The 17,966-nt window shown below is 68.7% G+C and carries 16 protein-coding genes and 2 pseudogenes; 4 read left to right on the forward strand and 14 right to left on the reverse strand.

Annotated elements, in window-relative coordinates:
- Positions 1–8 precede the first annotated feature (8 nt).
- From ABGB08_RS30050 to ABGB08_RS30090, 9 genes and pseudogenes are all read right to left on the reverse strand, one after another.
- Positions 9–587 (reverse strand): annotated as a pseudogene (locus tag ABGB08_RS30050) (TIGR02452 family protein); the annotation flags it as partial.
- 628 nt (positions 588–1,215) lie between these two features.
- Positions 1,216–1,857 (reverse strand): 6-phosphogluconolactonase, encoded by a 642-nt coding sequence (locus ABGB08_RS30055; protein ID WP_347596781.1) that lies wholly within the window; start codon positions 1,855–1,857, stop codon positions 1,216–1,218.
- The gene (gene gnd, locus ABGB08_RS30060; RefSeq protein ID WP_347596663.1) at positions 1,764–2,798 is read right to left on the reverse strand and encodes a phosphogluconate dehydrogenase (NAD(+)-dependent, decarboxylating); all 1,035 of its coding nucleotides are present in this window, start codon (positions 2,796–2,798) and stop codon (positions 1,764–1,766) included. The genes ABGB08_RS30055 and gnd overlap by 94 nt, the downstream gene beginning before the upstream one ends.
- A 21-nt stretch (positions 2,799–2,819) precedes the next feature.
- Positions 2,820–4,451 (reverse strand): glucose-6-phosphate isomerase, encoded by a 1,632-nt coding sequence (gene pgi, locus ABGB08_RS30065; protein WP_347596665.1) that lies wholly within the window; start codon positions 4,449–4,451, stop codon positions 2,820–2,822.
- A 24-nt stretch (positions 4,452–4,475) separates the two neighbouring features.
- The gene (gene tal / locus ABGB08_RS30070; protein ID WP_347596667.1) at positions 4,476–5,549 is read right to left on the reverse strand and encodes a transaldolase; all 1,074 of its coding nucleotides are present in this window, start codon (positions 5,547–5,549) and stop codon (positions 4,476–4,478) included.
- Positions 5,524–7,593 (reverse strand): transketolase, encoded by a 2,070-nt coding sequence (tkt, locus tag ABGB08_RS30075; RefSeq protein ID WP_347596669.1) that lies wholly within the window; start codon positions 7,591–7,593, stop codon positions 5,524–5,526. Before tkt ends, tal begins: the two co-directional genes overlap by 26 nt.
- A gap of 139 nt (positions 7,594–7,732) precedes the next feature.
- Positions 7,733–8,614: an aquaporin gene (locus tag ABGB08_RS30080; protein WP_347596671.1), complete on the reverse strand. Its 882-nt coding sequence runs from the start codon at positions 8,612–8,614 to the stop codon at positions 7,733–7,735.
- Positions 8,598–10,454 (reverse strand): glycoside hydrolase family 15 protein, encoded by a 1,857-nt coding sequence (locus ABGB08_RS30085; protein ID WP_347596674.1) that lies wholly within the window; start codon positions 10,452–10,454, stop codon positions 8,598–8,600. Before ABGB08_RS30085 ends, ABGB08_RS30080 begins: the two co-directional genes overlap by 17 nt.
- Before the next feature lie 291 nt (positions 10,455–10,745).
- On the reverse strand, positions 10,746–11,390 hold the full coding sequence (locus ABGB08_RS30090) for a DUF427 domain-containing protein (protein ID WP_347596677.1): 645 nt from the start codon (positions 11,388–11,390) through the stop codon (positions 10,746–10,748).
- On the opposite strand from ABGB08_RS30090, the gene ABGB08_RS30095 reads away from it, so the two are divergent.
- Positions 11,391–11,564, forward strand: a complete 174-nt coding sequence (locus ABGB08_RS30095; RefSeq protein WP_347596680.1) for a hypothetical protein — start codon at positions 11,391–11,393, stop codon at positions 11,562–11,564. It begins immediately after the preceding gene.
- Between the two features lie 81 nt (positions 11,565–11,645).
- Here the strand turns inward: ABGB08_RS30095 and msrB are convergent.
- Positions 11,646–12,107: pseudogene (gene msrB / locus ABGB08_RS30100) on the reverse strand (peptide-methionine (R)-S-oxide reductase MsrB); the annotation flags it as partial.
- Here msrB and ABGB08_RS30105 point away from each other — a divergent pair.
- Complete coding sequence (locus ABGB08_RS30105; protein WP_347596683.1) at positions 12,028–12,303, forward strand: hypothetical protein; 276 nt, start codon at positions 12,028–12,030, stop codon at positions 12,301–12,303. The pseudogene msrB and the gene ABGB08_RS30105 overlap by 80 nt on opposite strands.
- A gap of 417 nt (positions 12,304–12,720) precedes the next feature.
- Here ABGB08_RS30105 and ABGB08_RS30110 read toward each other — a convergent pair whose 3' ends face one another.
- Positions 12,721–13,149 (reverse strand): DUF417 family protein, encoded by a 429-nt coding sequence (locus ABGB08_RS30110; RefSeq protein WP_347596686.1) that lies wholly within the window; start codon positions 13,147–13,149, stop codon positions 12,721–12,723.
- Positions 13,150–13,857: 708 nt separating this feature from the next.
- On the opposite strand from ABGB08_RS30110, the gene ABGB08_RS30115 reads away from it, so the two are divergent.
- Positions 13,858–14,262, forward strand: a complete 405-nt coding sequence (locus ABGB08_RS30115; RefSeq protein WP_347596689.1) for an HAD hydrolase-like protein — start codon at positions 13,858–13,860, stop codon at positions 14,260–14,262.
- Between the two features lie 28 nt (positions 14,263–14,290).
- On the opposite strand, the gene ABGB08_RS30120 is transcribed toward ABGB08_RS30115, so the two are convergent.
- The 3 genes from ABGB08_RS30120 to zwf form a co-directional block, all read right to left on the reverse strand.
- Entirely contained in the window at positions 14,291–14,419 is a 129-nt protein-coding gene (locus ABGB08_RS30120; RefSeq protein WP_347596692.1) for a hypothetical protein, read from the reverse strand.
- On the reverse strand, positions 14,416–14,769 hold the full coding sequence (locus ABGB08_RS30125) for a glycoside hydrolase family 15 protein (protein WP_347596695.1): 354 nt from the start codon (positions 14,767–14,769) through the stop codon (positions 14,416–14,418). The genes ABGB08_RS30120 and ABGB08_RS30125 overlap by 4 nt, the downstream gene beginning before the upstream one ends.
- 137 nt (positions 14,770–14,906) lie before the next feature.
- Entirely contained in the window at positions 14,907–16,304 is a 1,398-nt protein-coding gene (gene zwf, locus ABGB08_RS30130) for a glucose-6-phosphate dehydrogenase (protein WP_347596698.1), read from the reverse strand.
- A gap of 246 nt (positions 16,305–16,550) precedes the next feature.
- On the opposite strand from zwf, the gene ABGB08_RS30135 reads away from it, so the two are divergent.
- Positions 16,551–17,882, forward strand: coding sequence for an NAD(P)/FAD-dependent oxidoreductase (locus tag ABGB08_RS30135; protein ID WP_347596701.1), 1,332 nt, complete (start codon positions 16,551–16,553; stop codon positions 17,880–17,882).
- Positions 17,883–17,966 lie beyond the last annotated feature (84 nt).

Below are 17,966 nucleotides of genomic sequence, written 5' to 3' on the forward strand. Positions count from 1 at the left end.
TAGAGCGCGCGCTGGATCGCATTCTTCGCGCCCGGGTCACGGCGCAGCGCTTCTCCGGCGTTGGGAGCGGGAGAGGTCAGAAATGAGATGCGATACGGATCGGCCAGCAATCGGCCGTTGTCGTCGCGGTGCACCGGAACGTCGGGAGACCAGATGACGCGGTGGCTGTAGAGCAGGTCAGGGGAGGCCCGGTGGGCGGCGTAGTAGTCGGGCGCCTGGAGGAGGCAGGGATACAACAGAGCGTTGCGGCAGAGATCCTCTTCTTGAGCCTTGGCGCCGCCGAGGTAGCCGCCTCCGGGGTTGCGGGCCGAGGCGAAGTTCAAAACGGCGATCCGTTCGGCCCCGGCAAGGTGGAGCCGTCGTGCGGCTTGAAGGCTGCTTTCGGCGGTCACCTCGAAAGACGTCCGGTGACCGGTCACCGGGTGGGGCGGGTCGATGCGCTCGTCCGGCGGGTGGCTCACCGTGCCGGAGATCGCCGCCTCCAGCGCCGGGCCCACGACGACGACGGCGCCATCGTCGGCCGTGTACTCGCCCTCGGCGATGATCTGCGCGTTGACACCCGCGATTCCCCGCAGTCTTCCACTCACGCAACCGCATGGTAGGCCGTGATCGTCTCACCGGCCGAATGGTTTTTGATCAGCCGGGCCAGGCGGTGACCGACAGGAAGCGGATCGGTAGTCCGATCAGGCGTTGGGGGCCGTGGGGCCGGCGCCGTCGAACTGGAGGCAGTCGTCCTCAGGACGTGGCCGGTCGATCCGGCCAAGCGGACCCCGCAGGAGTGGGATGCCGTGCGTGAGGCGGTGCCTGGCGGCCGGTACCTGCCGTCCAGTGCGATCAAGTCCCGCACCCGCTAGGGCGAGTCGCCCAATCGGCTCTGGTCAGCTCTCCGAGCGAGGTCGCCATAGGAGACTCGTCCACTGTCGGTCACCAGCGATGAACCGAAGTGAACAACCGCGCTGTTGCCGCCGAATGGCCTCCTGGTGCCTGACGTCAGCGAAGATGACAGTGGCCGACGCTGCGACCTGCTTACTGTCAGATAGCTGTGCGTGACCACGCGCCGGTCTGGTCACCGAAGTGTTTCTCGGTTCACCCTGGTCCATTTGGTTCGGCGCGCGCGATCCTCGCTTAGGAGACGCGACAGATTTGATGGCGACATGTTCAGAGCTTCTGCGGCGCGTCCTTGTGCCCCAACCCGCCGCTCCACCGCTAGGCCTGCTATCTACGACGAGGCGCTCGTGACCGCCCCCTCCAGCCGAGTGCGGGATAGGTGAGCGTCATCCGTGGATGGCCCTGGTAGGGCCGGGTGAGCGCGACAAGCCGGTCGGTCCCGGTGAGCACCGGGTCGGCGGGGACCAGGGAGGCGGTGTGACCGTCCGGGCCGAGGCCGAGATGGACGAGATCGAATCGGGCCGGCAACAGCTCGGCGTATCGTCGTGCGGCGGCTTCCAGGTCGGCGTCGGTCACCGGCATGGGTACGACCTCGGCGCCCACCGCGCCGAGGTTTTCTCGCAGATGGGTCAGGTTTCGATCCGGATCGCCATCGGGTGCGACGCGCTCGTCGGCCTGGAAGATGGTTATGTTCGGCCAGGGCAGGTCGCGGGTGACGAGCGCGGCGAACATCTGCCATGGCGTGTGGCCGCCGCTGACTGCGAAGGTGAAACGCCATGGTCGACGACCGCAGTGGCGGCGAGATTCGCGACCTCGTCGGCGGCGCGAGCGGCCACGGCGTCCGGACCGTCGAGGATCTGCAGGTCGTGGCGCATTCAGGCGCGGTCCTTCTTCTCCGCGTGGCCACCGAATTCGGCTCGCATCGCCGACAGCGCCGCGTCGGAGAAGCGGCCGAGCCCACGCGAGCAGAACCGCTCGAACAGCGCCGCGCCGATCACGGGCGCGGGCACGCTCTCCTCAATCGCGGCGATCAGCGTCCAGCGCCCTTCGCCGGAGTCCGAGACACGCCCGCGGAAATCCGCAAGCTCCGGAGATTGGGCCAGCGCGTCGGCCAGCAGATCGACCAGCCACGAAGCCACCACCGACCCGCGGCGCCACACCTCCGCCACCTCGGCGACGTCGATGTCATACCGGTAGGCATCGGAATCGTGAAGCGGTGCGGTCTCGGCGTCGACGGTCTGTTCCTTCGCCCCCGCGTCCGCGTGCCTGATGATGGACAGGCCCTCGGCGATCGCGGCCATCATCCCGTACTCGACACCGTTGTGGACCATCTTCACGAAGTGCCCGGCTCCGTTCGGGCCGCAATGCAGGTAGCCGTGCGGGGCGGTGCCGTCGCGGGTCCGTCCCGGCGTCGGCTCCGCGGTTCCGGTGCCGGGAGCGATGGTCGCGAAGATTGGGTCGAGTCGCTCGACGGGCTCGTTCTCGCCGCCGATCATCAGACAGTAGCCGCGTTCCAGCCCCCACACCCCGCCGGAGGTACCGCAGTCGATGTAGTTGAGCTGCTTGGCGGCGAGTTGGTGGGCCCGGGTGATGTCGTCGCGGTAGTAGGAGTTGCCGCCGTCGATCACTGTGTCGCCTGCGTCGAGTACTTCGACGAGCTGGTCGAGCGTGGATTGCACGATCCCGGCGGGAAGCATCAGCCACACGGCCCGGGGCCGCTCCAGCTTGCCCGCGAGATCGCGGAGCGACGTGGCGCCGGTCGCGCCCTCGGCCTGCAGAGCAGTGACCGCGTCTTCGTTGACGTCGTAGACGACGCAGTCGTGCCCGTGGCGGATCAGCCGGCGGACGAGGTTGGCACCCATCCGGCCCAGGCCGACCATGCCCAGTCGCAGGGGTCTGTTCGTTGCCATGATTCCCCCAAGTGGTTGTCTCTAGGTCTGCTTCAACCTCCGGTAGCGGCGGATCAGCGCGTTCGTCGACGAGTCGTGGGCGAGCCGCGGTTCGGTTTCGTCGGTGAGTTCGGGGATGATCTGGACGGCGAGCTGCTTGCCCAGCTCGACACCCCACTGGTCGAAGGAGTCGATGCCCCAGATCGTCCCCTGGGTGAACACGCTGTGCTCGTACAGCGCGACCAGCGCGCCGAGGATCCGCGGGGTGAGGCTGTCGGCGAGGAGCACGTTGGTCGGCCGGTTGCCCGGCATCACGCGGTGCGGTACGACCTCCGGTGGTGTGCCCTCGGCCCGTACCTCCTCCTCCGTCCTGCCGAACGCCAGTGCTTGGGCTTGGGCGAAGACGTTCGAGCTCAGGATGTCGTGATGGTCACCGAGTGGATTGAGGGACTTGGCGAAACCGATCAAGTCGACCGGGATGAGCCGCGTGCCCTGGTGGATGAGCTGGTAGAAGCTGTGCTGACCGTTGGTGCCGGGCTCGCCCCAGTACACCGGGCCGGTGTCGTAGCCGACCGGCACGCCGTCGACGGTGACGCGCTTGCCGTTCGACTCCATCGTGAGCTGCTGCAGATAGGCCGGAAAGCGTTTGAGGTACTGCTCGTACGGCATGACCCCGATGCTTTGGGCGCCGAAGAAGTTCACGTACCACACCGCCAGCAGGCCCATCAGAACCGAAAGGTTCTCGCTCAGCGGAGCGGTGCGGAAGTGCTCGTCCATCTCGTGGAAGCCGGCCAGCATGTCGGCGAACCGCTCCGGGCCGATCGCGATCATGGTCGACAGGCCGATGGCGGAGTCCATGGAGTAGCGCCCACCGACCCAGTCCCAGAACCCGAACATGTTGGCGGTGTCGATGCCGAACTCCCGAACCCGTTCCGCGTTGGTCGACACGGCGACGAAATGCTTGGCCACGGCCTCGGCCGAGCCGAGCTGTCCGACCACCCAGTCGCGGGCGGAGCGAGCGTTGGTGAGGGTCTCCAGGGTGCCGAACGTCTTGGACGAGACGATGAACAGCGTTTCGGCCGCCGACAGGTCACCAGTCGCCTCGACGAGATCGGTCGAATCGACGTTGGACACGAACCGGAACCTCATGTCGCGCCTGCTGTAGTGCCGCAGCGCCTCATACGCCATCACCGGCCCGAGATCGGAACCGCCGATGCCGACATTGACGATGTTCCTGATCGGCTCGCCCGTGTGCCCCTGCCACTCACCGGATCGGATCCGGCGCGCGAAGTCCGCCATCCGCTTCAGCACGTCATGGGCCTGGGCGACCACGTCAACGCCGTCAACCATGAGCGAGCCGGTCGTCGGCATGCGCAGGGCGACGTGCAGCGCGGGCCGGTGCTCGGAGGTGTTGATCGGCTTGCCGGAGAACATCATGTCCCGGCGCTGCTCCACCCCGGACTCGCGCGCCAGCCGGACCAGCAGCCGCAACGTCTCGTCGGTGATCCGGTTCTTGGAATAGTCCAGGTAGAGCCCGGCGGCCTGCGCACACATGCGCTCACCGCGCCCGGGGTCGTCCGCGAACAGCTCACGCAGATGGCGCCCCTCGATCTGCGCGTGATGCCGCTGGAGCGCCTGCCAAGCCGGGCGGTCACGGAGCGGGACGGTGGACATCGGCGTGGTTCTCCTCTCGGTCGGTCAGACGAGCGAGGCGCTTTGGGCGGAAACACAGGTCATGAGATCGTTCCAGGCCGTCACGAACGTCTTCGCGCCGTCGCGTTGCAGCTTGTTCGCCAGGGCGGCGATATCGACGCCGACGTCGGCGAAGCGGGCGAGGACCTCGTCGGCGTCACCGCCGTCGGCGGGCATCGGACCGCCGACCTCACCGTGGTCGTAGAAGGCTTCCAGCGTGGCGTCGGGCATCGTGTTGATCGTGAACGGCGCGGCCAGCCCGTGCACGTACAGCGTGTCGGACGCGGCCGGGTCCTTGGTCCGTGTGCTCGCCCACAGCAACCGTTGCACCCGCGCCCCGGCGTTCTCCAGCCGCTGCATCCGGTCGGAGTCCATGAGCTGCCGGTACGCTCGGTAGGTGTCGAGCCCGACGGCGAGCCCGAGCCGATCCTTGAGCCGTTCGGGCGCCGTGTCGGCGACTGCCTTGTCCCACCGGGACATGAACACCGACGCCACCGAGCCTACGGCAGGGTCCAGTCCCTGGTCGATCCGGCGCTGCACGCCGGTGAGGTAGGCGTCCGCGGCGGTCCGGTAGTGGTCGGCGGAGAACAGCAACGTCACGTTGACTGGAATACCGCAGCCCACGCACTCGGTGACCGCCCGCAGACCTTCGGCGGTGCCGGGGATCTTGATGAACAGGTTGCGCCGCGCGGCTCGCCGGTGCAACGCTTTCGCGGCTTCGATCGTGGCAGCGGTGTCGTAGGCCAGCAGCGGCGACACCTCGAGCGATACCCACCCGTCGACGCCGTCGGTGCGTTCGTGGATGGGCAGGAACGCATCGGCGGCCCGCTGGAGGTCCTCGATGGCCAGTTCGAAGAACAGGCCCTCACCAGAGAGACCCGCGCCGGCCTTGGCGCGGATGGCGTCGTCGTATGCGCCGGACTCGATCGCCGCATCGAAGATCGACGGGTTCGAGGTGAGCCCGGTCACCGCGTAGTCGTCGATGTAGCGGCGGATCTGCCCGGCCTCCAGCATGCTGCGGGTAATGTTGTCCAGCCACAGACTCTGGCCGAGCTCACGCAGGGCTTGCGTCGCCTTCACCGCGGGCCTCCTTCCGTCTCCTCACCAGCTCGCGGGCCGTCTGGGACACCTTCTCCGGGGTGAAGCCGAACCTGGAGAGGAGCTGCTTGAGCGGCGCGGACGCACCGAAGGTGTGCATGCCGACGATGGCGCCGCCGGGACCCACGTACCGGTCCCAGCCCAGCGTCGATGCCTGCTCGATGCCCACCCGGGCGGTCACCTCTGGTGGCAGCACCTGGTCGCGGTACTCAGGCGGCTGCCGGTCGAACAGCTCCCAGCACGGCATGCTCACCACCCGCGCGCCGATGCCTTCGGTGGCCAGCTCCTCCCGTACGGCGACCGCCAGCGCCACCTCCGAGCCGGTGGCGAGCAGGATGACATCGATCCGCCCGTCCGGGGCGTCCGCGAGCACGTACGCACCCTTCGCGACCCCTTCGGCGCCGCTCAGCCGTGACCGGTCGAATGTGGGAAGCGGCTGCCGGGACAGAACGAGCGCGGCCGGCTCCCGGCGCAGCCCGACGACGATGCGCCACGTCTCGACGACCTCGCCCGCGTCGGCGGGCCGGAAGACCAGCAGCCCGGGCATGGCACGTAGCGAGGCGAGCTGCTCGACCGGCTGATGCGTGGGACCATCCTGGCCGACGCCGATGGAGTCGTGGGTGAAGATGTGCACGACCGGCAGCTCCATCAGCGCGGACAGCCGGATCGCGCCCCGGGCGTAGTCGGAGAAGATCAAGAACCCCGACCAGTACGGGCGGAGCTTGGTCAGCGCCATGCCGTTGGCGACCGCCGCCGCGGCGTGCTCGCGGACCCCAAAGTGGAAGTTGCGGCCGCTGCGATCATCGGATTGGAAGTCCCCGGCGAAGGTGAGGCGGGTCTTGGTCGAGGGCGTCAGATCCGCCGAACCGCCCAGCAGCCACGGCACGGCCTCCGCCACCGCGTTCAGCACCTGCCCGGACGACGCACGGGTCGCCAGCCCCTTCGGGTCGGGCGGGAACGACGGCAGCGCGTCCTGCCAGCCGTCTGGCAACTCCCGGCGCTGCATGCGCTCGATCTCCTCGGCCAGCGCCGGGTAGAGGTTCGCGTACTCCTTGAGACGCCCCTCCCAGACGGCGCGGGCCTGCGCTCCCCGCCGCCCCACCCCCTCGGCGAACCAGTCGTACGCCCCATCGGGGATGAAGAACTCGGCGTCCGGCGGCATGCCGAGGAAACGCTTGGTCGCCCTGACCGCGTCGGCGCCCAACGGCTCGCCGTGCACCCGCGGTGAGCCCTCAAGCGGTGAGCCGTAGCCGATGTGGCTGTGGACGACGATCAGCGTCGGGCGCTCGTGCTCGGCCTTGAACGAGTGCAGCGCACGGGCCACCTGGTCGACGTCGTTCGCGTCCGAGATGGTCGCGACGTTCCAGCCGTATGCGATGAAGCGCGCCGCGACGTCCTCGGTGAAGGTGATGCCGGTATGGCCTTCGATGGTCACCCGGTTGGAGTCGTAGATCCAGCACAGGTTGGACAACCGCTGGTGCCCGGCGAGGGAGGCGGCCTCGCCGGAGATCCCCTCCATCATGCAGCCGTCGCCCGCCAGCGCGTAGACATCGAAATCGAACAGCGAGAAGCCATTCCGGTTGTACCGCGCCGCAAGCCACTGACCGGCCATCGCCATGCCCACCGACATCGCCACACCCTGGCCGAGCGGTCCGGTCGTCGCCTCCACCCCGCTCGTCCAGCGGTACTCCGGATGGCCCGGAGCATGGGAGTCGAGCCGGCGGAACGTCCGCAGGTCCTCAAGGGTGACCGCGGGCCGGCCGAGCACCTCGTAGTCGGAGTTCACGGCGCGAACACCGGTCAGGTGCAGCAACGACCACAACAGCGCCGAAGCGTGCCCCTCCGACAGCACGAACCGGTCCCGGTTCGGCCAGATCGGATCGGACGGATCGAACCGCAAGAACCGCTGCCACAGCGTGTAGGCCACCGGCGCGATATCCATCGGCGTACCCGGATGCCCCGACTCGGCCCGCTGGATCGCATCCAAACACAGGCCGCGGATCGTGTTAATGAACAAAGCGTCCATAACTCCCCCTATTAACCAGGCTACCAGCAGCAACAGTCGAGGCCGGCGGCGGCCGTCGTGGCGAGCCGGTCGTCGTCCGGCCTGGGTACGTCCGTGATGTGGGCGCTGTCCGCCTTCCCGGGATATACGGCGATCGCCTTCATCTTCGGTGATCCCTCCGTGAGCGATGGTGACGGGCGCCCGGTCGCCACCGGCCGATGCCACGAGGGATGGGCGACAGTGCCGCGGAGCGGGTGCGGACGGGCCGCCGGATGCGGTCGTCGGGTGAGGTGTAGGCGCAGTTCAGGAAGCGGCATGGGTAGGCCTGGTCGTGTATGAGCTTCGCGCAGGCCACGGTCCCCCACAGGCGCCGGTGCAGCAGCGCCGCGGTGAGCGCGCCGAGTGTCGGTGCCACGAGGTATACCCACAGTCCCGTCCAGGTGGCGCCGACCAGCGCGAGGCCGATGCTGCGGGCGGGGTTCAGGCTGGTGCCGGACACCGGCGCCTCGGTGAACACCAGTACGGCCACGAGCGATGACGCGGCGGCCGCGGTGTACGGCATCAGGCGCGGGCGGTCGACGAAGGTGAGGATCAGCGTGAGGAGCAGGAACGTCATCACGGCCTCGGCGATCAGCGCGGTGGCCGCGCCGCCGAGCCTGGGTACAGTCGCGCCGACCCGCACGCTGGCCGCCGCACCGTCCCACACCAGAAGCGCTGCCAGCGCGCCGGTGATCGCGCCCGCCACCTGCGCTGCGGCGTACTTCAGCGCCGAACCGGACGTCATCTTGCCCAGCACCCAGAACCCCGTCGTGACCGAGGGGTTCAGATGGCCGCCGCTGATCCGGCCAAGCGGCGAGTAGATGATCCCCGCCGCCACGGTAGAGGTCAGGACGCCCGTCAGGAGCCTCCGCAGGTCCTCGTTCGGCACCGTAGCGACGAGCGGCGAGCCGGGGGCGAAGCCTGCGACGATCGCGCTGACGACGAGCAGTAGCAGGAGCGCCGTGCCGGCGAACTCGGCGGTGACCTCACGCCATCCGACCATTGCCGTTCCCACGGCCGGCCCGCGCGGTCCGTTCGGCCTCGTCGATGGCCCAGGCGGCGTTGATGAGCCCGATGTGGCTGAACGCCTGCGGGAAGTTGCCGAGCAGCTCGCCGCTCCTGGGGTGGACCTCCTCCGACAGCAGGCCCACGTCGTTGGTGTACGCGGCGGCTCGCTCGAATGCCTCCCTGGCCCGGCCGACCTGCCCGGACATGGCGAGCGCCTGCGCCAGCCAGAACGAGCACAGCAGGAAGGTGCCCTCCTCGCCGGCGAGGCCGTCGATGCCGTCTGCGGTGCGGTAGCGGTAGACCAGGCCCTGGTCGTCGGTGAGCCGGTCCGCGACGGCGTCGATCGTGGAAAGCACTCGCAGGTCACCCGCGGGAAGGAAGCCGACGATCGGCACCATGAGGGCGCTGGCGTCCAGCTCGTCGGAGCCGAAGGCCTGCGTGAACGCCCCCACTCGGTCGTTCCAGCCCTCGCGCAGCAGGGTTTCGCGGATCTCGGCGCGGGTCCGCCGCCAGGACTCGACGCGCTCCTGCGCCCGTAGGAGGCCGGCGAGGGCGATGCCGCGGTCCAGCGCCACCCAGCACATGAGCTTGGAGTACAGGAAGTGCCGCGGCTCCCCGCGTATCTCCCAGATACCCTGGTCCTTTTCCATCCAGCGCTCGGCCGCGGTGTCGGCGCAGACGAGGAGGAAGCGCCGGACGTCGTCGTCGATGTCGCCGATCTGCCGTTCAAGGCGCACGGCCGCATCGAGCAGCTCGCCGTACACGTCGATCTGCCGCTGGTTCCACGCGTCGTTTCCGACGCGTACCGGTCGGCTGCCGCGCCAGCCGCGCAGGTGCGGCAGGGTGCGCTCGCTCAGGTCGCGCTCGCCGCGGACGCCGAACATGATCTGCAGAGCGCGGTCCTTGCCCAGCGACGGGGCGGCGGTGGTGAGGAAGGCGAAGAAGTCGCTCGCCTCGTCGGGGCAGGCCGCGACCCACAGGGCGCCCATGGTCAGTGACGCGTCCCGTACCCACGTGTACCGGTAGTCCCAGTTGCGCTCGCCGCCGGCCCATTCGGGCAGCGATGTCGTGGCGGCCGCGACGATCGCGCCGCTGGGCTGGAAGGACAGCGCCTGCAGCACCCGCCCGCTGTGGTGCACCAGATCGCGCCACGGCCCGTCGTAGGCCTGGTGGAGGCTGGACCACGACTGCCAGGCGACGATCGTGTCGTCCAGCCGGGCCGCCAGTTCCGCCTGGTCCCACACCCGCGCGGGAGTCTCCTGCAGCGTCGAGCGGTGCATCCCGAAGTGCCGTGTCTCGCCCTCTCGCACCGTGAACACGCCGTATCCGGTGCAGTCGCCGATGCCGAGGGGGACCGGCGTGGTCAGCACGAGCCACTCGGCGCCGCCGCGGGCGGTCACGCCGCCGTCGACGACGGACAGGATCGGGCAGATCAGGCCGTACTCCGGCCGGGGCCGGTACTCGATCTCCATCGGCACCTGGCCGCCGACGCCGGACACCCGTCGGGCGAGCAGGTGCGGCGCACCGACGCCGAGCCGGTGGCCGCCGTCGTCCGGGCCGGTGAGCAGGGCGTCGGTGAGGACGACCGTGCCGCTCCCGGTGCGGAAGGTGGTCTCCAGCACCATCGTCTGCGGTAGGTAACGGCGCGTCGTCTCATACGGGACGGCCGGGCGGATCGCCCAGTGCCCGGCCTCGTCGTCCAGCAGACGGGCGAAGACGGACGGCCCGTCGAACCGGGGGAAGCACAGCCACTCGGCCGATCCGTCTCTGCCGATCAGGCCGGCGGAATGGCGATCGGACACCAACGCGAGATCGGCGATGGGTGCGGTGCTCATCAATGCTGCCTACCCGGAGAAGACGACGATGTTACGCACGGGCCGGGAAAATCGCGGTAAAGGCATGAAAATGGAGTGCTCCGCCCGCCCGACGCGCAGATTACACGTTCCTCAAGCGGCACATAACGGGCGCATCACCCTCCCGTACGCGGCACGTCTATTACAGTCGCTGACTCCGCTGCGAACTCGCCATGCCGGGAAGGAAGGCGCTCGTCCATCACTCGAGCAAACGCCGGGCGAGCGACTCTCCGCAAGAGCATTACGAGCACGCGGTCGGAGAGGTTCAAGCGCTCACCTCAACGTTCCGCACCGGCAATTTCGACTCCTTGAACAGCGCGATACGGTGACGATCGTCACCGGCCACGCCGCATTCACCGACCCGCACACCGTCGGCGTCACAGCGGGCGGCGACAGTCTCACGGTCACCGCCGAAACAATTCTGATCAACACAGGCGCTGAGCCCATCATCCCGGACATCCCCGGCTTGCGCGCGAGCAAGCGCACGCTGACCAGCACGGATCTGATCCAGACGTCCCAGCCGCCGTGACGGCGCGCCAGGCGGCGGCGCAGCTGCAGTCCGAAGCGGACTGACGTGTCAGGAGAAGTGCGTGTCCGGCCGCGGGATCTCGGCGCCGTCGACGAAGAGGTCGACCTTCTCGTTGTAGAAGCAGACCAGGCCCTGATCGGGTCGAGCGCCGCGGTCGGGAAGTCGTAGGTCCAGGCCAGGTCCTGGTGGAGGATGTCGTTCACGCGCACCGACCAGTAGCCGCTCGTGCGGCCCTTGCACGGGCACGCGGTGACCGTGCTCGTGGGCACCAGCCGCGTGAAGTCGACGTCGGTGCGGTTGAAGTAGTAGCGCGTCGGCAGGCCGGGTTCGAACAGCAGCACCGGCGACGACGACTCGGCGAGCGTGTGGCCTTCGAGGGCGACGCGCACGTGCCGGGTCGAGCGCAGGGCGTCGACCCGCGTGTACGGGTTGCGCGGGTGGACGAAGATCTGCTCGTCCTCCTCGAACCACGCGTCGAGGGCACCGTCGCCCCGCCAGCCACGGCGCGGACCCGCCGCGGGACGGGCTCGACGTGGCCGATCCCGGCGATCGCCTCGGGGTAGTCACGCACGGGGGCTCTCCTCGCTCACGTTTTTCCCGGATACGCGCCGGCGCGCGGACCCGGGGTTCGCGCGCCGGAGATATCAGGCCGTCGCCCGCTTCGGGAGCTTCCACCCGGGGCGGGGGAAGTGGCAGGTGTGGCCGTGGGGGTACTTCTGCAGGTACTCCTGGTCCTCGGGCTCGGCGTCCCAGAAGTCGCCCGCCGGGGTGACCTCGGTGACGACCTTGCCGGGCCACAGGCCCGAGGCGTCGACGTCGGCGATCGTGTACTCGCCGTACTCCTCCTGCTCCAGGTCGTCGAGGTGGATGAACCGCAACGACGCGGAGTTGATGCAGTAGCGCAGTCCACCCTCGTCGAGAGGACCGTCGTCGAAGACGTGGCCGAGGTGGCTGTCCCCGTGCAGCGAGCGGACCTCCGCCCGGATCATCCCGTGGCTGAAGTCCTCGCGCTCGACGACGTTCGTCTTGGCGATCGGCTTCGTGAAGCTCGGCCAGCCGGAGTGGCTGTCGTACTTGTCGACCGACGCGAACAGCGGCTCGCCGGACGCGGAGATGGTGCGCCTGGGTTACAAGGACACGACGATGGTCTGGTACCGGGGCTGCTGGCGTCGCCTGCAGAAGTACTTCGCTGCCCGCGGTGCGGAAGAGTTCTCGCTGGAGGTGGCCATGGCGTGGGTGGAGGAAGCCTGCGGCTTCTTCGCGAAGGAGCAGGCCGGCCATCGTCACCAGCGACCTGCCTGAATGGACCAGGACCCCGGCCTCCTGGACTGGCTCGCCAGCCTTCGATCCGTCACCCGGAAATTATGCGCAGCGCTCGCTAGCCGGTTCTGCCCCCAGCCAGGCACGACAGGCCAGCACTGCGCATAACCCGGCACTGCGCATAGGGATCAGCGGTCTCACCCCCTAACCCCACCGTCCGCCCGAATCGCGGGTCAGCACCGCTACGACGAGTTCTGATGCGGTACAGGGGTGGCGCGGGCCCGTAGGACGGACCCAGCCATGAGGGACGGTCATACCGCCCGGCGGCGGAGATGGTGCGGTTGGAGTCCCTGCCCGAGCGACGCCCGCTGTCGCGGGCGGGACGGGACGCGGCCGTGTCGGGGTCGCCGCCCGGGCCAGGGCCGAGCGCGGTGGACCGGTACCCGGTCAGGCCCTGAGCTACCGGCGCTCGGCGGCTTGCAGGGCGTCCGCGGCCGTCAGCAAGGAGGCTCCGAGGAGCACGACGTCCTTCACCAGAAACTGCCCCGTGAGGGACAGCTTCGGTTCCCCGCGTGTCTCTTGCCACGCCTCGGGCGTCGTAGCCAGGAAGCTGAGGGTGGTGGCGAACATGCCGACGGCGGCGAGGCTGCCGATGGCTGACGCTCTCGGCGCAATCGGTTTTGCTCCGATCAACGAGCCCAGAACGATTTCAGTGACGCCGAGCAACCTAGCGACCTTCTTCTCTCCCAATCTGGCGATAAGCCACGAGAGCGGGGGGCTTGAGGTTACGAGGGGACGAATATTTTCTACCTCGTAGTCTTCAAATTTTATTCGCCCGATCTCCAGAAGGTTTATCACAAGTCCATACCGAACGGTCGAAATCCCCATGCAATGCACTATTTTGCCGATGCGGTGCATTTCCATGAAATCCTCGCCTAACGTGTCGGTTATATCGCCCAGTGTAGGACTCGAACCATCAACCAACGCTAAGCATGAGGTCATGCTTCACCACTGGTGTCGAGGCCACCGCCGATCACCGCTACGCGGTCGGCGACGACCACGCGGCCGGGCCTCGTCCGCGGCGCCTCCCGCTACGCCACCTCTCCTCGGCTTCGTCGCCGAACGGCGCTCGGCGCGGATTCGGTGACGGCGTCGCTACGAGCCAACGGGGACAGCCAGCCGACCACCCGGCAGAAGATCAAATACATCAAGCGCACCATCACGGCCATCAAGGAGGCCTCCTGCCGGTTGTCCCTGGTGGCCACCGAGGTCAAGACCGGCAACGAGGTGGTGCTGTCCCGCGGACCCGTGGTCGAGGCCGTGCTGGCCAGCGTCGCGGTGCCCGGCGTGTTTCCGCCAGCGCGAATCGGACGGCAGCACCTCATCAAGGAGGCGGTGCCAGCAGCACCCCGATCTCGACCGCCGTACAGGCGGGCGCGACAACGGTGTACGTCCTACATGCCGGATATGCGTGTGCGCTGCCGGCCCCGCCGCGTTCCGCGCTGGGCATGCCCTCACGGTGATCCTGCAACAGCGCCTGCTCGCCAACGTCACCGCGCTCGCGAAGTCGGTGTGCCTGCATGTCGCGCCGCCGCTGTGCCCGCTGGGGGTGTCGACCTGCTGACCGGGCTGGTCGACAAGGGCTACCTGGTCGGCCTGATCACCGGCAACCTGGAGAGCGCCGCGCACATCAAGCTGCACCGCGCCAACCTGAACCGGTTCTTCTCCTTCGGCGGCTACGGCTCAGACTCCAACGACCGCGCCGAGGTAACCCGCATCGCGCTGCGCCGGGCCTCCCTGGTCTACGGCGAGGAGCTGGACCTGGACTGCTGCCTGGTCATCGGCGACACCCCTCACGACGTGGCGGGCGCGCATGCGGCCGGGGTCGCCTGCGTCGGGGTGGCCAGCCACAACTTCAATTCCGCCCAGCTCGCCGAGGCCAAGGCCGACTGGGTCATCGAGTCCCTCGAAAACGGCCTGCCCAAGGAGGCCCTGGAATGAGCGTCCTGGCAGGAGAGCACCTGTGCCCCTACGCCTGCCGGGGACCGGCCGGCGCTGCTGGGCCTGGCCGGGCGGCGCGCTGCTGGGCCTGGGAGATGGCCCAGGCGGCGTTGATCAGGCCGATATGGCTGAACGCCTGCGGGAAGTTACCGATCATCTCGCCACTGGCACGTCGACCTCCTCGGACAGCAGGCCCACGTCGTTGATCGCTGCCACGGCCCGCTCGAAGGTCGCGGCGGCCCGGTCAACCTCCCCGGCCAGCGCCTGCGCCTGTGCCAGCCAGAACGTGCACAGCAGGAAGGTGCCTTCCTCGCCCGCCAGGCCGTCGTGGGCGAGGTAGCGGTAGACCATGCCTCGCTGGTCGGTCAGGCGGGCGGCGGTCGCGTCGATGGTCGCTTTCATGCGCGGGTCGTCCCCGGGGAGGAAGCCGGTGATGGCCAGCATCAGGCTGGACGCGTCAAGGCTGTCACTGCCGAAGGCCTGCGTGAAGGCGCCGACCTTGCTCACTCCACCCGCCAGTTCCGCTCGCCGCCGGCCGTCTCCGGCAGCGAGGTTGTCGGCGCGGCGACCATCGCCCCGGTCGGCGCGAACGTGAGCGCCCGCAGCACCCGGCAAAGTGAAGCACCAGGTCCCGCCAGGGACCCTCAAGCGGAGGCGCGGGCGACGGTGGGGATCCAGCGGCCATCTTCGGTGAGCCGGTCGGCGCTGGAGGGCCCCCAGGAGCCGCGTTCGTAACGCTCCGGCGAAGACTTGGCGTCGAGGATGGGATCGACGATGCGCCATTGCTCTTCCACGGTGTCCTGGCGGGCGAAGTGGCGCGGGTCGCCGGAGAGCGCATCGGTGAAGATGCGTTCGTACGCGCTCTCCACCTGACCCAGCTCGCCGCCGAAGCTGACCGACACCGGCACCTCGCGAACCGCGTCGATCTGCCCGGGCGCCTTGGCGAGCAGTTCGAACGTCACTCCGGGATCGGGTTCCAGGCAGAAACGCACGACGTTGGGTCGCGGACGTTCGGCGTTGCCGGAGGCGAACAGCATGCGGGGTGGGCGGCGGAGCCGTACCGCGATCTCGGTGGTGGTGGCCGCGAGGGCCTTGCCGCTTCTGATCAGGAACGGTACGTCGGTCCAGCGCCAGTTGTCGATCCACAGCCGCACCGCTGCGTAGGTCTCGGTGGTCGACGTGGCGGCGACGCCTGGGGTGTCGAGATAGCCGGCGTACTGGCCGCGCACCAGGTCCTCCGGATCGATTGCGCGGATCGCACACATCAGCCGCCGCTTTTCGTCGCGTTCGCTTTCTGGACTGTGGTCGGACGGAGGGTCCATGGTCAGGTACGCCAGGACCTGCAGCAGATGGTTCTGCAGGACGTCGCGGACGGCGCCCACCGCGTCGTAGAACGCGCCCCGGTCGACGACGTCGAACGCCTCGGCCATCGTGATCTGCACGGAGGTGACATGATCGCGGTTCCAGATCGGCTCCAGCAGGCTGTTGGCGAAGCGGAACGCCACCAGGTTCTGCACCGTCTCCTTGCCGAGGAAATGATCAACCCGCAGCAGCCGCTCCTCCGGGAAGTGCCGGTGCAGCGCGGTGTTGAGCTGCCGCGCGGAGGCAAAGTCGTGGCCGAACGGTTTCTCCACCGCCAGCCGCCCGCGGGCGTTCAGCCCCGCGGCGGCCAGCCGTTCGGCCATCGGCCCGAACAGCGCGGGGGGCACGGCCAGGTAGTGGACCGCGAACGCGTCGTCGGGGATGTGGCGCGCGATCTGCGAATACAGGCCTGGTTCGGTCACGTCGCCGGTCAACGGAACGAGCCTGTCGACGAACGCGCCGAACACCTCCTCATCGACTCGGCCGCAGGAGGCGGCGACGCTGTCGCGCACGTGCTCGCGCAGCGCGGCCGCCTCCTGTGGCCCGCGATCCACGCCGATGACCGGAACGTCGAGTACGCCGCGGGCGGTGAGCCGATACAGCGCTGGAATGATCATCTTTTTGGCGAGGTCCCCGGTGATGCCGTACAGCACCAGGACCTGCCCTCGCGGAATATTCATGATTCCCCCAACCGAGGCACTAGGCGTGCCCCGACGCCTGACGAGCGGCGCGACTGGGTATATACGGTGCAGAGCTACGTACTCGGTCAGGCGGCCCAGCCATACGCATACCCACGAGCCATCAGATGAACCCGCCCGTCCGGGATCACCACGGGACATCGGATCGTACGGCCGATTGGCGCAGGGCGGGCCACCACCGGCGTCGCCAGGGGGGCTGCTGTGCACGAAGAACACAAGACACATCGCGTGGTCGTGGTCGGCTCGGGATTCGGCGGGCTGTTCGCGGTGCAGGAGCTTGGCCGGGCGCCAGTCGAGGTGACCATGATCTCGCGCACCGCGTATCACCTGTTTCAGCCGCTGCTGTATCAGGTGGCCACGGGGATTCTGTCAGAGGGATCGATCGCGCCGGCAACACGCAAGGTGCTGCGACGGCAGCACAACGTCCGCGTGCTGACCGGCGACGTCACACGGATCGACCTCGCTGCCCGCACCGTCACGTCCACCGCGCCAGGAAAGGCCACGGTCACGCCCTATGACAGCCTGATCGTAGCCGCGGGATCCGGCCACTCGTACTTCGGCCGTGACGACTTCGCCGAACACGCCCCCGGCATGAAGACGATCGATGACGCGCTCACGCTGCGCGGACGCCTGTTCGGCGCGTTCGAGCTCGCGGAGCTGGAAACCGACCCGGCGGTGATCGAACGGTGGCAGACCTTCGTGGTAATCGGCGGTGGCCCGACCGGAGTGGAGATCGCCGGACAGATCGCGGAGCTGACCCGTCGTACTCTGCCGGGGGAGTTCCGCACCGTCGATCCGGCCCGCAGCCGTATCATTCTCTTCGAAGCGGGCCCGGAAGTGCTGCCCGGCTTCGGCGAGCGCCTGTCCGACAAGGCCGCGCGCGAGCTTCGGCGCGTGGGCGTGCAGCTACGGACGGGCACCAAAGTCGTCGGCGTGGACGAGACGGGCGTGGACGTCGTCGCCGCGGACGGCACGCGGTCCCGCATCGAGGCCATGTCCAAGGTCTGGGCTGCCGGAGTGGCCGCCTCACCGCTCGGCGCCCAGTTGGCCGCCCAATGCGGTGCGGAACTCGACCACGCGGGCAGGATCGCCGTCGAGCCCGACTGCAGCCTGCCCGGTCATCCCGAGGTATTCGTCGTCGGGGACATGATGTCCCTGGCCGGTCTGCCCGGGGTGGCTCAGGTCGCGATGCAAAGCGGGCGGCACGCGGCCGCCGAGATTCTGCGGAGGCTGCGCGGCGCGCCGACCCGGCGCCCGTTCCGTTACCGAGACAGGGGCAACATGGCCATCGTCGCCCGATTCAGCGCCGTGGCCAGCGTCGGCCGGCTCCGGCTTGCCGGCTTCCCGGCCTGGCTGGTGTGGCTGCTGGTCCACCTCATCTACCTCGTCGGTTTCCGTAGCAGGCTCACCGCACTGCTGGATTGGGCGGTCGCCTTCGGCGGCGGCCGATCCGAGCGAACCGTCACTCTCTCCGCCATACGCGGCCTCGCCCCCGAAACCCCACCACACTCGACCTCAGATCACCGTTCGGCGCATCCGACCGACGGCCGATCGAGATGACGGGATTGCTCCCTTCCTGCTCAGTCCTCCAGCTCGATGGTCGTTGCGCGGGCACGCGGAGCCGCGCGAGCGCGAGAAGAGCGC

The sequence above is a fragment of the Acrocarpospora sp. B8E8 genome (genome assembly GCF_039871605.1).
GTDB lineage: Bacteria > Actinomycetota > Actinomycetes > Streptosporangiales > Streptosporangiaceae > Acrocarpospora > Acrocarpospora macrocephala.

Excerpts from the sequence above, each read along its gene's own strand:
- ABGB08_RS30085 (WP_347596674.1), bottom strand. The coding sequence starts at position 10,454 with ATGAGCACCGCACCCATCGCCGATCTCGCGTTGGTGTCCGATCGCCAT.
- ABGB08_RS30110 (WP_347596686.1), bottom strand. The coding sequence starts at position 13,149 with ATGGGGATTTCGACCGTTCGGTATGGACTTGTGATAAACCTTCTGGAG.
- ABGB08_RS30120 (WP_347596692.1), bottom strand. The coding sequence starts at position 14,419 with ATGATCGGTAACTTCCCGCAGGCGTTCAGCCATATCGGCCTGATCAAC.
- zwf (WP_347596698.1), bottom strand. The coding sequence starts at position 16,304 with ATGAATATTCCGCGAGGGCAGGTCCTGGTGCTGTACGGCATCACCGGG.
- ABGB08_RS30080 (WP_347596671.1), bottom strand. The coding sequence starts at position 8,614 with ATGGTCGGATGGCGTGAGGTCACCGCCGAGTTCGCCGGCACGGCGCTC.
- tkt (WP_347596669.1), bottom strand. The coding sequence starts at position 7,593 with ATGGACGCTTTGTTCATTAACACGATCCGCGGCCTGTGTTTGGATGCG.
- pgi (WP_347596665.1), bottom strand. The coding sequence starts at position 4,451 with ATGTCCACCGTCCCGCTCCGTGACCGCCCGGCTTGGCAGGCGCTCCAG.
- gnd (WP_347596663.1), bottom strand. The coding sequence starts at position 2,798 with ATGGCAACGAACAGACCCCTGCGACTGGGCATGGTCGGCCTGGGCCGG.